Origin of the sequence: Asaia sp. BMEF1, assembly GCF_051628905.1 — a bacterium.
Classification (GTDB): domain Bacteria; phylum Pseudomonadota; class Alphaproteobacteria; order Acetobacterales; family Acetobacteraceae; genus Asaia.
In genome coordinates this window covers 3,267,009-3,280,851 of the sequence record NZ_CP157575.1, presented here as the reverse complement: position 1 = coordinate 3,280,851, position 13,843 = coordinate 3,267,009, and the positions used below count along the sequence as shown (strand labels likewise).

The following is a 13,843-nucleotide window of genomic DNA, read 5'->3' as shown; positions in this document are numbered from 1 at the left end:
GCCGAAAGCGTCGCAAACTGTCATTCGCCGTCGGAAAACGCGTCCGCACAGATCAGTTCACCCGATCTGACACTGTCGATGGCCGTCTGCAGCATACGGATCATCGTTTCGGCATCGGTCGTGCGCGCCAGAACGCCCAGCGATCCGCCGAGCAAGGCTGAAGCGATGAGTTCGGCAGGCAGATTCTGTTCGACGAGGTAGCTTATGGCCTTGTCGATGACCACGCCGCATTTGAGCAACTCCTCAGGGATCTCAACGGCGTCGGGCTCGCTGGAGAGATCATGAGCAGCCTGTTCCCGAATTTCCTCCTCGACGGCCTTGTCGGGATGAAAATCGCGGGCGAGTGCTTCGGCCTGTTTTGTCATGGACTCTCTCCTCTATTGACTGGATGTCCCGGCCCAACACGTAGGTCGCCCTCATCGGGAAAACCAGATACCGGGTCTGATTGATTGGTGATCATTGCAAAATACCGCGCCTTCAGCCCCATCAGCGCGTCATGAGTTCCCTTCTCGACGATGCGGCCTGACTCGATAACAAGGATCAGATCGGCGTGGCGTATGGTCGAGAGGCGATGGGCAATAGCTATGGTCGTCTGGCGCGCAGTGACCTGACGCAACGCCTCCATCAGACGTTGTTCGGTGCCGGTATCAAGTGCGCTCGTCGCCTCGTCGAGCAGGAGGAGGCGGGGTTTGCGCAGGATGATCCGCGCCAGAGCGATACGCTGGCGTTCGCCGCCAGAGAGTTTCAGCCCCCTCTCCCCTACCAGCGTGTCATAGCCCTGCTCCAGCTCGTCGATAAACCCATCGATCTGGGCAAGCCGCGCCGCCTGTTCGATCTCGCCCTGGGTCGCGTCGAGCCGACCATAGGCGATGTTGTAGCCTATCGTGTCGTTGAAGAGCTGCGTCTCCTGCGGCACCACCCCGATCATGCGATGCAATTCTGCGGGTGAAATGCAGGAAAGATCCCGCCCATCCAGCAGGATGCGTCCCGATGCTGGAGCGTAGGCGCCGAGAATCAGTCTGGCGATAGTCGATTTCCCTGCTCCAGTCGGTCCGACAAGAGCGACCGTCTCGCCGGGGGCAACGCTGAAAGACAGATCGTGCAGGATCTCACGGCCGTCATAGTCGAAGCTGACCTTTTCGAAATCGAGCGCGGCAGGCATGAGAATTTCCGCATTCCCGTCAGGCTTGATATCCGGCTCGGGATCGCCACCACGTGGCGCCTCATCCATCAGATCGGTCAGATTTTCCAGATCGACGCAGGCATTGCGCCAGCCTGCATAGACGATATTGAGCGAAATGACGGCCTGATAGAGCGTGCGCAAATAAGTGCCGATCAGGACGAACGCCGCCACGTCGAGCTTACCGGCCACCATATCTCCCGCGGCCATAAAGAAAATGATAAGCGTTGCGACGGCGATCATCACGTTCTGACTGACGGAAGACAATCCAGCCACGAAGGTCATGCGCAGACTCGCCTTTTCCTGTGCAAGGCGGGCGGTCTCGTAACGTGAAAATTCATGCCGCTCATTGGCGAAGTGCCGCACTGCCTCGAAATTAAGCAGGGAATCGAGCAGGAAATGCTGCGCCTTGCCGTTGGCATCATTGCGCTGCCGCCGCGCCTTTACACGCTGGCGGACGAACCATTGTGCCAGAGCGATATAGAAGAGCAGGGCAACCAGGATGACACAGGCATAGCGCGCACCGAGAAACGAGAAAACGACCGCAATCGTGAGCCCGGTATCGAGAATCGCAGGCAGGATGTTGAACAGTGCAAGACGCAGCAGCGTATCCGCTGCCTCCGAACCGCGCTCGATGGCACGGGTGAGCGCGCCCGTCTGTCGGTCACGATGGAAGCGGTACGGAAGATCGAGAAGATGCCTGAACGCCTCCTGCGCTGTCAGGGCCTGAAGACGCTGACCAACAGGCTGGTAAACCAGCTCCTGCAACGCCGAGAAAGCACTGCGAAAGAAAATCAGTCCTGCATAGGAGAGGATGAGCGTCACGGGCACCACGATCCTTAGATCGGGGGATGAAAAATACGCGACGAGCCGGCTGAAAAGGTAGGGCGTGCCGAGCAGGCAGAGACGCTCGGCGAGAAGGAGAAGGAGCGTGCCCCCGATGCCAAGGCGGAAATAACGAATGTCATGAGACAGGACCAGCCGCCAGGCGCGCGTAAGGCTGGTCACCGAAAAGGGCAGAGTACGAGGGAGGATCATTGTCCCAACCTGAGGCGCGGCAGGGCGTTTTGCAATCGCGCTGCGATACGCGATATCGTCGTGGTTCTGACAGGAGAGTAACGCTTTTCATGCATGACGACAGCCTCGCCCCGTTTCTCGCCCATATACGGAACTGCCAGACAGCTACCCTGCCCGGTCCGCGTCGTGAAGTTCTGGCGGGCAACGCTTCTTTCGGCCTGGCCGACCCGCGCCTTTTCGAGGCTCTGACAGTGCTCGGCTATGCTGACGGCCAGGTTTTCCGCCTGCCGGATGGGGCCGCCCTGCAACCGCTTGGTGAGGCTCTGGCCGCACAAGGGCTTTATCGCCCCCATAACGAGCTTTTCGACGTTTTCGACAAAAGCGGTATCGTTATCGGCAGGATCGATCGCGGCGCCCTCCCCCTTCTCGGCTGCACGGCAGCGGGCGTGCATCTCAACGGTCTGGTCGAGAAGCCGGAAGGAGTATTCCTGTGGATGGGGCACCGGGCGCAGAATAAGAGGCTCGATCCGGGCAAGCTCGATCATCTGGCCGCCGGGGGCATCTGCACGGGCCTCTCCCCCCTGGAAGCGCTGATCAAGGAGGCTGGAGAGGAAGCCGCCATTCCTCCTGAGCTGGCAGCCCAGGCCCAGCCAGTCGCAACACTTCGCTACGCCATGGCGCGCCCAGAGGGGCTGCGTCAGGACACGCTGTTCTGTTACGACCTGATCCTTCCCCAGAATTTCGTGCCTCAGCCGGTGGACGGAGAGGTCGCGTTTTTCGAACTCATGCCGATCGAGACGGTTTTTCAGATCTTGCGCGATACGAACGACATCAAATTCAACGTCAATCTGGTGCTGATCGATCTCTTTATGCGTCGGGGTCTTTTCACAGCCGAGGAGACTGCATGTCTGCGCCAGGCTCTCGAAAGCGCATGATGCCTGTAGCGGGATTGCGCACCGCCACAGCGCGCCCCCTCGCCATGCTGGCTCTCGCCGGTTCGTTTGCCGCCGGGCTGCCGGGCTGCACCCGGGTTTCGCCAGTCCCGCCCTCAGACCCTTCGCGTGCGGATTTCTGCGCCAGAAGCGGCGGTCAGCAGAGTATGTTCATTACGCTTGCCTTCGGCCTTTCGATACCGGGTGGCGGGGCCGTCTCTGCCCTTCAGTGGTCCGATTTCCTCGCTCAGACCGTGACACCGCGTTTTCCTGCCGGTTTTTCCGTTTTCGAGGCGCAAGGCCAGTGGCAGGAAGGCCCGGCAAAGCCAGTCATCCGCGAGAACTCCAGGCTGGTCTGGATCGTTGCCCCTGAGTCGTCTGAGCTTCGATCCAAGCTTGATGCCATCCGTAAAACTTACAAAAACCAGTTCAACCAGAATTCGGTCGCGGCGTTCATACAGCAGGGCTGCGCCTCTTTCTGATCTATGGACTTCTCTGCCCTTACGCTGCGATAGTGTCGCGCCGCCGTAACGTGTAAGAAATGACTCAGGCCGCCCTGACAAGCTCAGGATTCACCAGCAATAGAGGCCGTGTCGGCGCGTCACGACGATCAGGTGCGATGGTCGTTGCATAAACGAAAAACGCGTGACCCAGGCCCGAGGAACATGATGACGGACCAGAACCCCACCCCTCCCAGGGGCCCGAGCAAGATTTTCGCGAAGGGCCAGGATCGGGAAGTGGAAGGCGATTTCCCGGATGAAAGCGCGCTTACCAGCTCGCCGCTCGGGCGCGCCCAGCGCCGTGCGCGCGGATTACTGGGCTTTTTCTTCATCGCGCTCGCGCTTTTCACACTCAAGAATTTCCTGCCCGCCCTGCTCTGGGGGTGCGTGTTTGCCATTGCATCCTGGCCGCTCTACCAGCGCACGGAAAAAAAATTCGGTCGCACGGAATGGCTGCCCATGCTCTTTACGGCCGCCATCGCTCTCATCTTTCTCATTCCGCTGAGCCTCGTTGGCTTCAAGGCCGCAGAGGAAGCGCAGAGCGCGCTGCACTGGATCGACGAAGTGCGCCATACCGGCATTCCGATGCCCGAATGGCTCAACGATCTTCCTTTCGAACGTGCACAGGTCGCTCGCTGGTGGCAAAATAATCTGGTCAACCCGGAACATCTCAACCGGCTGTTCCATTCCTTTGACGCAGGCCACGGCATGGCAGTAACGCGCCAGGTAACCACCCAGGTCGCCAAGCGCGCCACGTTATTCCTGTTCTCGATCCTCACCCTGTTTTTCCTGCTGCGAGATGGCGCCGATCTCATCCATCGCGTGCTGGTCGTCTCCAACCGCACGTTCGGCAAGCGCGGTGAAAAACTCGCGCGCCAGATGATTTCCTCGGTTCACGGCACGGTGGCGGGTCTGGTTCTGGTCGGTCTGGGCGAAGGTCTTGTCATGGGCGTGGCCTATGTACTGACCGATACGCCCCAGCCATTGCTTTTCGCCATGCTGACCGGCGTCGCGGCCATGATCCCCTTTCTCGGCCTGCCTACGGTCGTTCTCGCCGCTCTGCTGATCATGATCCAGGGCAAGATGATTTCGGCAATCGTTGTCGTGGTTCTGGGCGCCATCGTCATTTTCGTGGCCGATCACTTCATACGCCCCGCCCTTATCGGCGGCAGCACGCAAATGCCCTTCCTGTGGGTGCTTCTTGGCATTCTGGCCGGTGTCGAGACATGGGGGCTTCTGGGTCTCTTCCTCGGCCCGGCAATCATGGCTGCGGTGCATCTGCTCTGGCGCATCTGGAGCGCAGATTCGGAGCAGGAGCTGCAAGAGGAGGGCGGCTAGAGCGAGACGCCCACAGGGCAACGTGGTTCTTCTCCGACCTGATCCCCCTTCAGGCCCCCTATCATGGGGGCTTTTTCATGCCTGCCCTCTCGGCACGACGTTAAAGCGGGACCGCTTCCGACACAGGTAGAACCATACGAAAAACCCGCCTCGGCAAACTGCCGAAACGGGACCAGAACTCTCGATCATGGAAAAGAGATAACCGCAGGACGAAGATATCGGGCAGGCGGGATTCGAACCCACGACCCCCAGTCCCCCAGACTGATGCGCTACCAGGCTGCGCTACTGCCCGTCAGTCCTGCGGTAGAGGCCGTTTAGCAGGGGGGGGACGATCCTGCAAGCGCTCCCGTAGAGGTTTTTTTACTCAATCGGTTTCAGCCCTGCTCTGGCACCATTTCGCGCAGGTTATCGAGTTCGTTTAATACATCCTCAAGCGCCAGACGCAGCGCCTTCCTCTCCTGCTGCCAGCGCTCCTGCCGGGCGCGCAAATCGAGCAACTCGTCGAAAAGTACCGAGGCGATCACCGACTCGCTGTTCGCTATCGGGGCATTCTCGTTAGATGACTGATCATATGCCCCGTCGGGGTTCTCTTCGACCGGGTCGGGAACGTCCGAGGCCGCAGTCTCTTCACCAGGGTCGGTCACAGGCTCGATCTCGATGCCACGAGAGGGCAGCACGGTCTCACTCTGACGATCGTTGTCTTGAAAGGCAGGAATATCGAAGGTGGGGCGTATTTCCTCGTTAGGCCCACCCAAGGTCTCAGCGTCCGAACGGGGCGCCTCCCCGGCACCGGATTCGGCATGACGGATCTCGGCACCGTGTTCTGCCACAACTGGATGAGTCTCTTCGCGCTCGACAGGGGTCGAGGCCACTGCGGTAACAGGAGCGCCCTGTAGCGCCTCCTTCAGAACGCGCTGCACCCCTTTGATCGTGTAACCCTGCACATAGAGCAGATCGGTGATGTGACGCAGCAGATCGACATCTTCGGGGCTGTAATAGCGGCGCCCTCCCCCCCGCTTGAGCGGCTTGACCTCGGGAAACCGCGTCTCCCAAAAACGCAGTACATGCTGTGGCACATGCAGCTCGTCAGCAACTTCACTGATGGTACGATAGGCATTCGGACCTTTGACCAGACGTTCCAGATCCGCCTTTTCCTCCGTCACTCTGGAGAGTTCGGGAGAGGCGTGGGTCGTGGTCATGAATCATCGCTTTCGCTGGCGAGGCCTTCGGTCGATTCGCCGTTCACTTCAGCCCTGAGAATCTGGCTCGGTCGGAAGACCAGCACAGAACGCGGCAGAATCGGCACTTCGATACCGGTCTTGGGGTTACGGCCCACCCGGCGGCCCTTCTGGCGGACGGAGAACGTGCCGAAGCCGCTCAGTTTGACGGTCTCGCCCTTTTCGAGCCGCGCGGCAATCAGCTCAAGAACCGTCTCGAGCAGATCGGCGGATTCGTGCCGGGACAGCCCAACCTGGCTGTAGATGTGCTCTGCAATTTGCGCGCGGGTCACCGTGGTCATGACACCACCGTATCATGACAGTAATGAAGGTCAATCAAATCAATGATGCCGAGCGCTTGCGCGTTGGTTTTACCTGAGAGGCTGCTTACAGCCGGACCAGCGCCGAACCCCAGGTCAAGCCACCACCCAGTGCCTCGAGCAGCACAAGGTCGCCCTTTTTGATGCGACCGTCACGCACGGCCTCATCGAGCGCGAGAGGAATGGACGCAGCCGAGGTGTTGGCATGACGATCGACCGTCACCACCACACGGTCGAGCGGCAGATCGAGCTTCTTGGCCATGCCTTCGATAATGCGCAGATTGGCCTGATGCGGCACCAGCCAGGCAATATCCTCAGCCGAGAGGCCATTGGCCATCAGGGCTTCGTCGACGACGGCGGAGAGCTTTGCCACCGCATGACGGAACACGTCGCGCCCCTGCATATGCAGCACAGGTTTCTCGGTGGTCGGGCCATCCACATACAGCAGATCGCCATACGCACCGTCGCTGTGCAGGTGGGTTGAGAGAATCCCTGCCTCTTCGTCCTCACTCGCCTCGACCAGAACCGCCCCTGCGCCGTCACCGAACAGCACACAGGTTGTACGGTCTTCCCAGTTCACAATGCGCGAGTAGATCTCGGTGCCGATCACCAGCACTTTTTTCGCCTGGTTGCTGCGAATGAAAGCTTCAGCTGTCGACAGCGCAAAGACGAAACCGGAACAGGCAGCCGTGAGATCGAAGGCGAAGCCCTGGCTCATGCCGAGAGCAGCCTGAACGCGCACGGCCGTCGCCGGGAAACCCTGATCCGGCGTTGCCGTCGCGACGATTACCGCATCGACCGAATCGACAGAGACATCGGCATAGGCCAGAGCCGCGCGTGCCGCTGCGCTCGCCATGCTGACCGCCGTCTCGCTCTCACCCGCAATGTGACGCTGGGCAATCCCGGTACGGGTTCTGATCCACTCGTCAGAGGTCTCGATACGCTCGGCAAGCTCGGCATTCGTGACGACACGCTTCGGCAGATAGCTGCCAAATCCGGTCAGACGCGCGCGCAGGGACATATCTCTTCCTCTTGAGCTGGTGCCAGCGGGGCGCAAATCCCCAGTCGGCCGATCCCTCACAACGTCCGTCAGGCCGCCGTGATGGAAGAAGCAAGCTCGCCTTCAGGGTCGGGAGAGGCCATCAGAGCCTCGACCTGACGAAGACGTTCGCGAATTTTTTCATTGATCGAGTGGGTGACCGCGTCCATCGCAACATCGATTGCCGCAGCAAAGCCCTCGGCATCGGCACCGCCATGGGATTTCACCACGATACCGTTCAAGCCGACGAAAACGGCGCCATTATAGCGACGCGGGTCGATCCATTCCTTCATACGCTCCAGTCCGGGGCGCACAAGGAGGTAGCCGATGCGGGTCAGGAGATTGGTCTTGAACACGCGCTGAAGCAGCATGGAAACGAGCTTGAGCGCGCCTTCACCGGTCTTGAGCGCAATATTGCCCGAGAAACCGTCGGTCACGACCACGTCGGTCGTCCCCGCCGTGATGTCATGTCCCTCGACGAAGCCATGAAACTGCGATGAAAGGGGCGATTCGCGCAGAATCTCGGCAGCAGCGCGCAGGCGTTCATCGCCCTTGAGCTCTTCGGCACCGACATTCAGCAGACCGATGCTCGGTGCCGGAAGCCCGAGCACGGCCTTGGCAAACGCCTCGCCCATGACGGCAAATTCGACGAGGTTGCGCGTATCGCAGGCGATATTCGCTCCCAGATCGAGCATGACCACATCACCGCGAGCCGACGGATTGACCGCAGCCATGGCCGGACGCGTGATACCGGGCAGGGTTTTGAGAACGATCTTGGCAAGAGCCAGCATGGCGCCGCTATTGCCCGCAGACACAACCCCGCCAGCCTCGCCCGAAGCAACGGCGTCGATCGCCATACGCAGCGACGAATCACGAAGACGCAGCGCCGCAGTCGGCTTCATTTCCATGGAAATGGAGGAAGGAGCGTGGCGGATCTCGCAGATACGCTGCGCTTTGGGGAAGCGCTCAAGCTGCGGGCGCAGAACAACCTCGTCACCGACCAGCAATATTTTCGCTGAGGGATGCCGATCGGCTGCGCGATCCAAACCGGCCAGAACGATTTCAGGGGCATGATCCCCACCCATCGCATCGATAGCCAAACAATAAGGCGCAGCCTGGCTGGCCGTCGCATTCAGGTCAGTCATGCTCCGCCCCGCGTCTCATTTCAAACAAGAGGAGCCAGTCCGAAATAGACCGGCTCCATCGAGCCTCAAACGCGAACGGTCGTCTTGAGCGTCTTGCCGGAAGCAACGACTTCACGACCGTCGTAATGACCGCAATGCGCGCAGACGTGATGCGGGCGCTTCAGCTCACCGCAATTGCTGCATTCGGCATGAGCCTGAACGGTCAGGGCGTGATGGCTGCGACGCATGCCCATGCGGGACGGCGTGGTCTTTCTTTTGGGGACGGCCATGGCAGGAGCCTCTTTCTTCTTAGATCGCCCCCGCTTTTGGCCGCCATTCGACCGCAGCAGGATACGATGCTGTTCACTATGATCAGGCGGGCGGCTCTAGCAGACCCAAAGCCGGGTCGCAAGCATCCTGTTCGTTTCTAGCTCAGATCCGTCTTTTTTTTGGGGAGAGACAGACCGGCCAGGGCACCGAACGGGTTGGGTCGGCCACCTGCTTCATCTTCGGCATCCTCTGCCGCCTCACGGGGGGCTTCGTCAACCGCATTTTCGAGGGCTGCCCCCGGCTTGCGCGGGTAAGCGGGCAACATCAGAGCCAGCTGCTCCGCGGCAATCTCGCCCAGATCGAGCGCATTGCCCTCGTAGGGGATTTCGTCGATCGCTTCGAGATCGGAGGCCGCTTCCTCGGAGAAACGTCGGCTTGGCACGAGGCGCACAGCGAAAGATTCGTTCAGCGCGTCTTCGAAAACCTCGCCTGTAATGACGCATTCCAGGGCAACGTGGGCGGTCAGCACGCCCTCGAGCACAAAATGGTCGGAAGGCTCCGAAATGACGTTGAACCGACAGTTCAGCGCGTGGACGGCCGGAATTTCCAGCCGTCTGGCCAGAGCCCGGCACTCGGCATCACTGGCCTTGATCGTTTCTGTCAGCCCGTCATGACCGATACGATTGAGCAGCAGACGGCGTGAGAATTCCGGCTGGGGGGAGTGGGATTGGGAGAGCCCCTGGCTGTCGCTCATGACTGTTTTCCTGATACTGACGATGAAAAACCCGCAGACGGGCTTTCTTTTCCGAATTGCCTTACCGTCGCTCTCCGCAATATAGAAGAGTTCGATCATCTTGCCATGGCGTGCAAACGCTGTTTTCGTCGCGGCGAAACGATCTCTCGACTTTTTCTCGATCAGTGCAGGACACCATACCCCGCCATGAAGAGCGCCTCCCAGAAGACCTCCCCGCGGCAGAAATCGCATGCGGGTTTTGCGCGCGCCCTGCTCTGCATCGCTCCCCTTGCGCTGGCGGGTTGTTCCGTTTTCAGTCCGATTCCGCAAAATCGCGGATCGCTGATTGAAAAGGACGATTATTCCCAGCTCGTGCCGGGTACCAGCACGCGCAATGACGTTACCGATATTCTCGGCTCGCCGACGACGCACGCAACCTTCGACGATAATACCTGGATCTATATCTCCATGGTGACCGTGCCCCAGCCTCTCGGCTTTCCGCGCGTAACCAAGCAGAACGTTCTGGTACTGGCTTTCGATAACGGTGGCGTGCTGCGTCGCATGGACACGTTGCATCGCAAGAATGGCTACAATGTCGGCATGGTGGGCGAGACAACCCCGACGCCGGGCACCAAGGTCAATGTGCTTCAGCAGCTGCTGGGCAATGTCGGCCGCTACAACCCGATGAGCAACATGGGCAGCACCTTCGGCGGCACGCAGGGCCCGCTGGGCGCTGGTGTCGGCACGGGTCATGGTGGCACTGGCAACTCGATCCCGTAACTCTCACCGCCTTCTGTCGGGGCTTATATCCCCTCTCGTCCCGACCCGGCCGGAAGCCTCTTCCTGCCGGGTATTTTTTTCTTCTGAAACGCCACCATGCGATCGCGAAAACCCTCCGACGCGTCAGCGCGGCAGTTTGAGCATAACCCGCAAACCGCCGAGCGGGCTGTTACGCAACACCACGCTGCCACCATGGGCAGCCATGATGTCACGGGCAATTGTCAGTCCCAGACCGCTCCCCCCTTCAGGACCGGACGTGCTGCTGAACGCCCTGAACACATCCTTGCGTCGTGACTGGGCGATTCCCGGGCCATCATCGTCCAGGGTGATCTCGATCATCCGGCCAGCCTGACGCAGGGAAAAACTCATGCGTCCGCCATGACGGCGGGCATTCTCCGCCAGATTGATCAACACGCGACGCATGGCGTCGGGCCGAACCGGCACGATCAGATTCTGCTCGGCATGGATGGCCAGTACTTCTCCCCCTGCCCGCGTCGTATCCGCCGCCACATCGCGTATCAGAGTCAGAAGATCGGTTGGCACCGACTCCTCCTCTCCCTCGCCGCGGGCGAAGGAGAGGTAACTGCCGATCAAACGCTCCATCTCGGCAATATCGGCAACCATATCGTCGATGTCGGGGCGCAGCTCATGTGCGTCGACGCTGCCCTCGATCGGCATCATGGCAAGTGTCAGGCGCAGCCGCGTGAGCGGCGTACGCAGATCATGCGAAACGCCCGCAAGCACCGCCGTGCGCTGGGCGACAAAGCGATTGACGCGCGCCTGCATGCGGTTGAAGGCGAGAGAGGCCTTGCGTATCTCCAGCGCGCCCTGAGGCTGGATCGGCCCGTCATCGCGCCCCAGCCCGAAATTCTCCGCCGCCTTGGCCAGACGGCGAACGGCACGCACCTGCTTGCCGACGAAAAGCCCAGCCACGATGAAGAGGAGGATAGCGCTGCCGACCTCCCAGGCAACGAATAGCCAGATCGGTCCTACATCCAGACGTTTGCGCGGCACGATGACCTCCAGCAAGCCATCGCGCAGCGGGATCTCGAGCCTGACGCTCTGCTTCGTCGCCTTCCAGTCGATATAGCAGGGCGCGTCGAAGACGCGCTTGACGGCGTTGGTCAGATCTTCGTCCATCGGGCCGAGCACGAAAGGCGCAGTTTTGGTCGTCAGCGTGGCTCCGGGATGAAAATCGATCTCCAGCTGCGTGCGCCAGCGTGCCTGCGTGACCAGCCAGTCACGCTGGGCAGGCATGTGTTCGACCGAATCCACAATGAACGAAAGATCGGACACCACACCGTCGGCCAGCCGACGCGACACGACATTCAGGTAGTTGCCGTAAAAGAGCTGAAGCGCCACAATCTGGGTGATCAGGAGCGGCATCAGCACGATCAGGAGCGAGCGCCCCTGAAAAGAGCGCGGCAGAAGCCGCCTGAGCACACGCTCCATCATACGGGCGATCTGCATAACGCCCCCTTCAGCTACCGGGCTTCAGCACGTAGCCCTTGCCTCTGACGGTCTGCAGAAAACGCGGCTCTTTCTGGTCGGGCTCGATGCGCCGACGCAGACGCGTTACCTGCACATCGACAGCGCGCTCGCCGATCTCATCCATCCCCAGTGCCTCGGCAATAGCCTCCCGCGAGAGAATTTCACCCGGCGTGCGCGTCAGAACGCCCAAAAGGGCCGCCTCGCCGCTGGTCAGATGCACGATGCCCTCCGGCCCACTCAACAGATTGCGCCCCGTATCGAATTCCAGCTTGCCCAGACGCAACAGGCGGGGGGTGCTGCTCGGGCGCGGTACATGGCGGCGCAGATGCGCCTGCAGGCGCAGCAGCAGCTCTCTGGGCTCGAACGGTTTGCCCAGATAATCATCGGCGCCCGATTCCAGCCCGATGATACGGTCTGCGGGCTCGCCTCTGGCAGTCAGCAAAATGATCGGAAAGACCTGCCCGCTTTCTCTCAGCGCGCGTGTGAGGCTCAAACCGTCTTCCCCGGGCATGGTGATATCGGCCACCATCGCATCCGGCTGGGTGACGGCAAGGATCTTGCGAGCCGCCTCGGCATCCATCGCGATGGTGATGCGAAAACCGTTCTCGAATAAAAACCGCTGCAGCAGACGCAGCAGACGCGCATCGTCATCGACGACGAGAACATGCGATTGGTTCATGTCATGCCTCCCTCACCCTGAAGAGTTGCCAGAACGCGACGAAACCCCTCGACCGCCTGCCCCCCCGAAGCCCGGTAGGCAAGCGTCATACGGTCGCGCAATGCTGCAAAGATTTCTTCCTCGATCGCGCTCCCTTGGGGAGTGAGATGCAAGCGCTTCACCCGCTTGTCGCGGTCATCAGGTCGCTGCTCCAGCAGACTGCGGGCGATAAGATCCTGAAGCACGCGGTTCAGACTCTGTTTGGTGATGTTGAGACGCCGCAACAGGGCACTCATGGTTAGCCCCTGATGGGTCGAGACCAGAAACATGACCCTGTGATGGGCTGAACCGAGTTGGTGATCACGCTGCAACGGATCGCATGTGGCGCTGAGTTCGCGCCAGGCCAGCAGCATCGCCTCGTAAGTCAGGCGTATCTGCTCTTCTCGAAGATACAGATGCGCCTGTCCCGGCGCATCGCGTGTGCCACGCAGGCCAGACATGACTCAATCCTCGCTATCGCGCGGGGTTATCAGCTCATCGGCATAGCCGAAACTGGCAAAATCCCTGATGCGCATGGTGTAGAGAATGCCATTGAGATGATCGAACTCATGCTGAAGCACATTGGCATGAAAGCCTCGCGCCTCACCGCTGATCACCGAACCATCGAGATCGAGCCCCTTATAGCCGACGATGGCGTGGCGCGGCACGACACCGCGCAGCAACGGAAGGGAAAGGCAGCCCTCGGTGCAATGCATGATGGCATCACCCACAGGTGTGATCTCGGGATTGATCAGCACACGGGGCGGAATCGGCGCCTCGCCCTCGGCACAGCGCTGCTCGGGAACATGGTAAACAAAAAGGCGCAAGGATTTGTGAACCTGCGGCGCAGCAAGCCCCGCCCCCCGGGCATCGAGCATCGTTTCGATCATGTCGGAAACAAGTTGCCTCACGGATAAAGAATGAACGTCTTCAACCGGTTGCGCCGCCTGAAGCAGTACCGGATGCCCCATTCGCGCGATTTTCAGCAACGCCATTTAACTACCCTGTCCTTAACCGACGGAAAAAGTTTCGATCATGAGGTGCATCGTGACATGAATAATTTTCGGACGATACTGCTCAAACCGTTTGTGTCCTCTTCAAAACCTGTGCTAAGGCGGCGGCCTCTTTGGAACGCTTTGCCATCGGCGCCGCGTTCCTGCATCGCATTTACAAACAAGACCATGATCCTATGGTCGGACAGGAGA

The 13,843-nt window shown here is 60.2% G+C and carries 16 protein-coding genes and 1 tRNA gene; 4 read left to right on the top strand and 13 right to left on the bottom strand.

Annotated features, from left to right (window positions below; genetic code table 11):
- Window positions 1-20 precede the first annotated feature (20 nt).
- Window positions 21-365 (bottom strand): hypothetical protein, encoded by a 345-nt coding sequence (locus ABHV46_RS14680; protein ID WP_438382083.1) that lies wholly within the window; start codon window positions 363-365, stop codon window positions 21-23.
- On the bottom strand, window positions 362-2,218 hold the full coding sequence (locus ABHV46_RS14675; protein ID WP_438382082.1) for an ABCB family ABC transporter ATP-binding protein/permease: 1,857 nt from the start codon (window positions 2,216-2,218) through the stop codon (window positions 362-364). The genes ABHV46_RS14680 and ABHV46_RS14675 overlap by 4 nt, the downstream gene beginning before the upstream one ends.
- An 89-nt stretch (window positions 2,219-2,307) precedes the next feature.
- Here ABHV46_RS14675 and ABHV46_RS14670 point away from each other — a divergent pair, with 89 nt between their 5' ends.
- The 3 genes from ABHV46_RS14670 (at window position 2,308) to ABHV46_RS14660 (ending at window position 4,967) form a co-directional block, all read left to right on the top strand.
- Window positions 2,308-3,132 carry an NUDIX hydrolase gene (locus ABHV46_RS14670; RefSeq protein WP_438382081.1) on the top strand — a complete coding sequence of 275 codons (825 nt, stop codon included), beginning with the start codon at window positions 2,308-2,310 and terminating at the stop codon, window positions 3,130-3,132.
- Window positions 3,129-3,611: a DUF3574 domain-containing protein gene (locus tag ABHV46_RS14665; RefSeq protein WP_438382080.1), complete on the top strand. Its 483-nt coding sequence runs from the start codon at window positions 3,129-3,131 to the stop codon at window positions 3,609-3,611. Before ABHV46_RS14670 ends, ABHV46_RS14665 begins: the two co-directional genes overlap by 4 nt.
- A gap of 255 nt (window positions 3,612-3,866) precedes the next feature.
- A complete protein-coding gene (locus tag ABHV46_RS14660) occupies window positions 3,867-4,967 on the top strand; it encodes an AI-2E family transporter (protein ID WP_438382079.1) in 1,101 nt (366 codons plus the stop codon).
- Between the two features lie 218 nt (window positions 4,968-5,185).
- Here ABHV46_RS14660 and ABHV46_RS14655 read toward each other — a convergent pair.
- The 7 genes from ABHV46_RS14655 to ABHV46_RS14625 all read right to left on the bottom strand — a co-directional run bounded on the left by ABHV46_RS14655 (window position 5,186) and on the right by ABHV46_RS14625 (window position 9,691).
- A tRNA-Pro gene (locus ABHV46_RS14655) sits at window positions 5,186-5,259 on the bottom strand.
- Between the two features lie 82 nt (window positions 5,260-5,341).
- Window positions 5,342-6,166 (bottom strand): MerR family transcriptional regulator, encoded by an 825-nt coding sequence (locus tag ABHV46_RS14650; RefSeq protein ID WP_438382078.1) that lies wholly within the window; start codon window positions 6,164-6,166, stop codon window positions 5,342-5,344.
- The gene (locus ABHV46_RS14645) at window positions 6,163-6,486 is read right to left on the bottom strand and encodes an integration host factor subunit alpha (protein WP_025840826.1); all 324 of its coding nucleotides are present in this window, start codon (window positions 6,484-6,486) and stop codon (window positions 6,163-6,165) included. The genes ABHV46_RS14650 and ABHV46_RS14645 overlap by 4 nt, the downstream gene beginning before the upstream one ends.
- An 85-nt stretch (window positions 6,487-6,571) precedes the next feature.
- A complete protein-coding gene (locus ABHV46_RS14640) occupies window positions 6,572-7,525 on the bottom strand; it encodes a beta-ketoacyl-ACP synthase III (protein ID WP_438382077.1) in 954 nt (317 codons plus the stop codon).
- A gap of 68 nt (window positions 7,526-7,593) precedes the next feature.
- Window positions 7,594-8,688, bottom strand: coding sequence for a phosphate acyltransferase PlsX (plsX, locus tag ABHV46_RS14635; protein WP_438382076.1), 1,095 nt, complete (start codon window positions 8,686-8,688; stop codon window positions 7,594-7,596).
- Between the two features lie 65 nt (window positions 8,689-8,753).
- Window positions 8,754-8,957: a 50S ribosomal protein L32 gene (gene rpmF / locus ABHV46_RS14630; protein WP_023977526.1), complete on the bottom strand. Its 204-nt coding sequence runs from the start codon at window positions 8,955-8,957 to the stop codon at window positions 8,754-8,756.
- Window positions 8,958-9,094: 137 nt separating this feature from the next.
- Entirely contained in the window at window positions 9,095-9,691 is a 597-nt protein-coding gene (locus ABHV46_RS14625; RefSeq protein WP_336945604.1) for a DUF177 domain-containing protein, read from the bottom strand.
- A gap of 186 nt (window positions 9,692-9,877) precedes the next feature.
- Between ABHV46_RS14625 and ABHV46_RS14620 the strand changes: the two genes are divergently transcribed.
- Window positions 9,878-10,450 (top strand): outer membrane protein assembly factor BamE, encoded by a 573-nt coding sequence (locus ABHV46_RS14620; RefSeq protein ID WP_336945605.1) that lies wholly within the window; start codon window positions 9,878-9,880, stop codon window positions 10,448-10,450.
- 123 nt (window positions 10,451-10,573) lie between these two features.
- On the opposite strand, the gene ABHV46_RS14615 is transcribed toward ABHV46_RS14620, so the two are convergent.
- From ABHV46_RS14615 to def, 4 genes are read right to left on the bottom strand one after another with little or no spacing between them, the layout of a single operon-like run.
- Window positions 10,574-11,920: an ATP-binding protein gene (locus tag ABHV46_RS14615; protein WP_438382074.1), complete on the bottom strand. Its 1,347-nt coding sequence runs from the start codon at window positions 11,918-11,920 to the stop codon at window positions 10,574-10,576.
- Between the two features lie 10 nt (window positions 11,921-11,930).
- Window positions 11,931-12,620 (bottom strand): response regulator, encoded by a 690-nt coding sequence (locus tag ABHV46_RS14610; protein ID WP_438382073.1) that lies wholly within the window; start codon window positions 12,618-12,620, stop codon window positions 11,931-11,933.
- Window positions 12,617-13,099, bottom strand: a complete 483-nt coding sequence (locus ABHV46_RS14605; protein WP_438382072.1) for a MarR family winged helix-turn-helix transcriptional regulator — start codon at window positions 13,097-13,099, stop codon at window positions 12,617-12,619. Before ABHV46_RS14605 ends, ABHV46_RS14610 begins: the two co-directional genes overlap by 4 nt.
- Window positions 13,100-13,102: 3 nt before the next feature.
- The gene (gene def / locus ABHV46_RS14600; protein WP_438382071.1) at window positions 13,103-13,633 is read right to left on the bottom strand and encodes a peptide deformylase; all 531 of its coding nucleotides are present in this window, start codon (window positions 13,631-13,633) and stop codon (window positions 13,103-13,105) included.
- Between the last annotated feature and the right edge of the window lie 210 nt (window positions 13,634-13,843).

Bases quoted from the DNA above. Each gene is read 5' to 3' on its own strand.
- ABHV46_RS14605 (WP_438382072.1), bottom strand. From the start codon at position 13,099: ATGTCTGGCCTGCGTGGCACACGCGATGCGCCGGGACAGGCGCATCTG.
- ABHV46_RS14615 (WP_438382074.1), bottom strand. From the start codon at position 11,920: ATGCAGATCGCCCGTATGATGGAGCGTGTGCTCAGGCGGCTTCTGCCG.
- def (WP_438382071.1), bottom strand. From the start codon at position 13,633: ATGGCGTTGCTGAAAATCGCGCGAATGGGGCATCCGGTACTGCTTCAG.
- rpmF (WP_023977526.1), bottom strand. From the start codon at position 8,957: ATGGCCGTCCCCAAAAGAAAGACCACGCCGTCCCGCATGGGCATGCGT.
- ABHV46_RS14625 (WP_336945604.1), bottom strand. From the start codon at position 9,691: ATGAGCGACAGCCAGGGGCTCTCCCAATCCCACTCCCCCCAGCCGGAA.
- ABHV46_RS14665 (WP_438382080.1), top strand. From the start codon at position 3,129: ATGATGCCTGTAGCGGGATTGCGCACCGCCACAGCGCGCCCCCTCGCC.
- plsX (WP_438382076.1), bottom strand. From the start codon at position 8,688: ATGACTGACCTGAATGCGACGGCCAGCCAGGCTGCGCCTTATTGTTTG.
- ABHV46_RS14670 (WP_438382081.1), top strand. From the start codon at position 2,308: ATGCATGACGACAGCCTCGCCCCGTTTCTCGCCCATATACGGAACTGC.
- ABHV46_RS14680 (WP_438382083.1), bottom strand. From the start codon at position 365: ATGACAAAACAGGCCGAAGCACTCGCCCGCGATTTTCATCCCGACAAG.
- ABHV46_RS14610 (WP_438382073.1), bottom strand. From the start codon at position 12,620: ATGAACCAATCGCATGTTCTCGTCGTCGATGACGATGCGCGTCTGCTG.
- ABHV46_RS14640 (WP_438382077.1), bottom strand. From the start codon at position 7,525: ATGTCCCTGCGCGCGCGTCTGACCGGATTTGGCAGCTATCTGCCGAAG.
- ABHV46_RS14675 (WP_438382082.1), bottom strand. From the start codon at position 2,218: ATGATCCTCCCTCGTACTCTGCCCTTTTCGGTGACCAGCCTTACGCGC.
- ABHV46_RS14650 (WP_438382078.1), bottom strand. From the start codon at position 6,166: ATGACCACGACCCACGCCTCTCCCGAACTCTCCAGAGTGACGGAGGAA.
- ABHV46_RS14620 (WP_336945605.1), top strand. From the start codon at position 9,878: ATGAAGAGCGCCTCCCAGAAGACCTCCCCGCGGCAGAAATCGCATGCG.
- ABHV46_RS14645 (WP_025840826.1), bottom strand. From the start codon at position 6,486: ATGACCACGGTGACCCGCGCGCAAATTGCAGAGCACATCTACAGCCAG.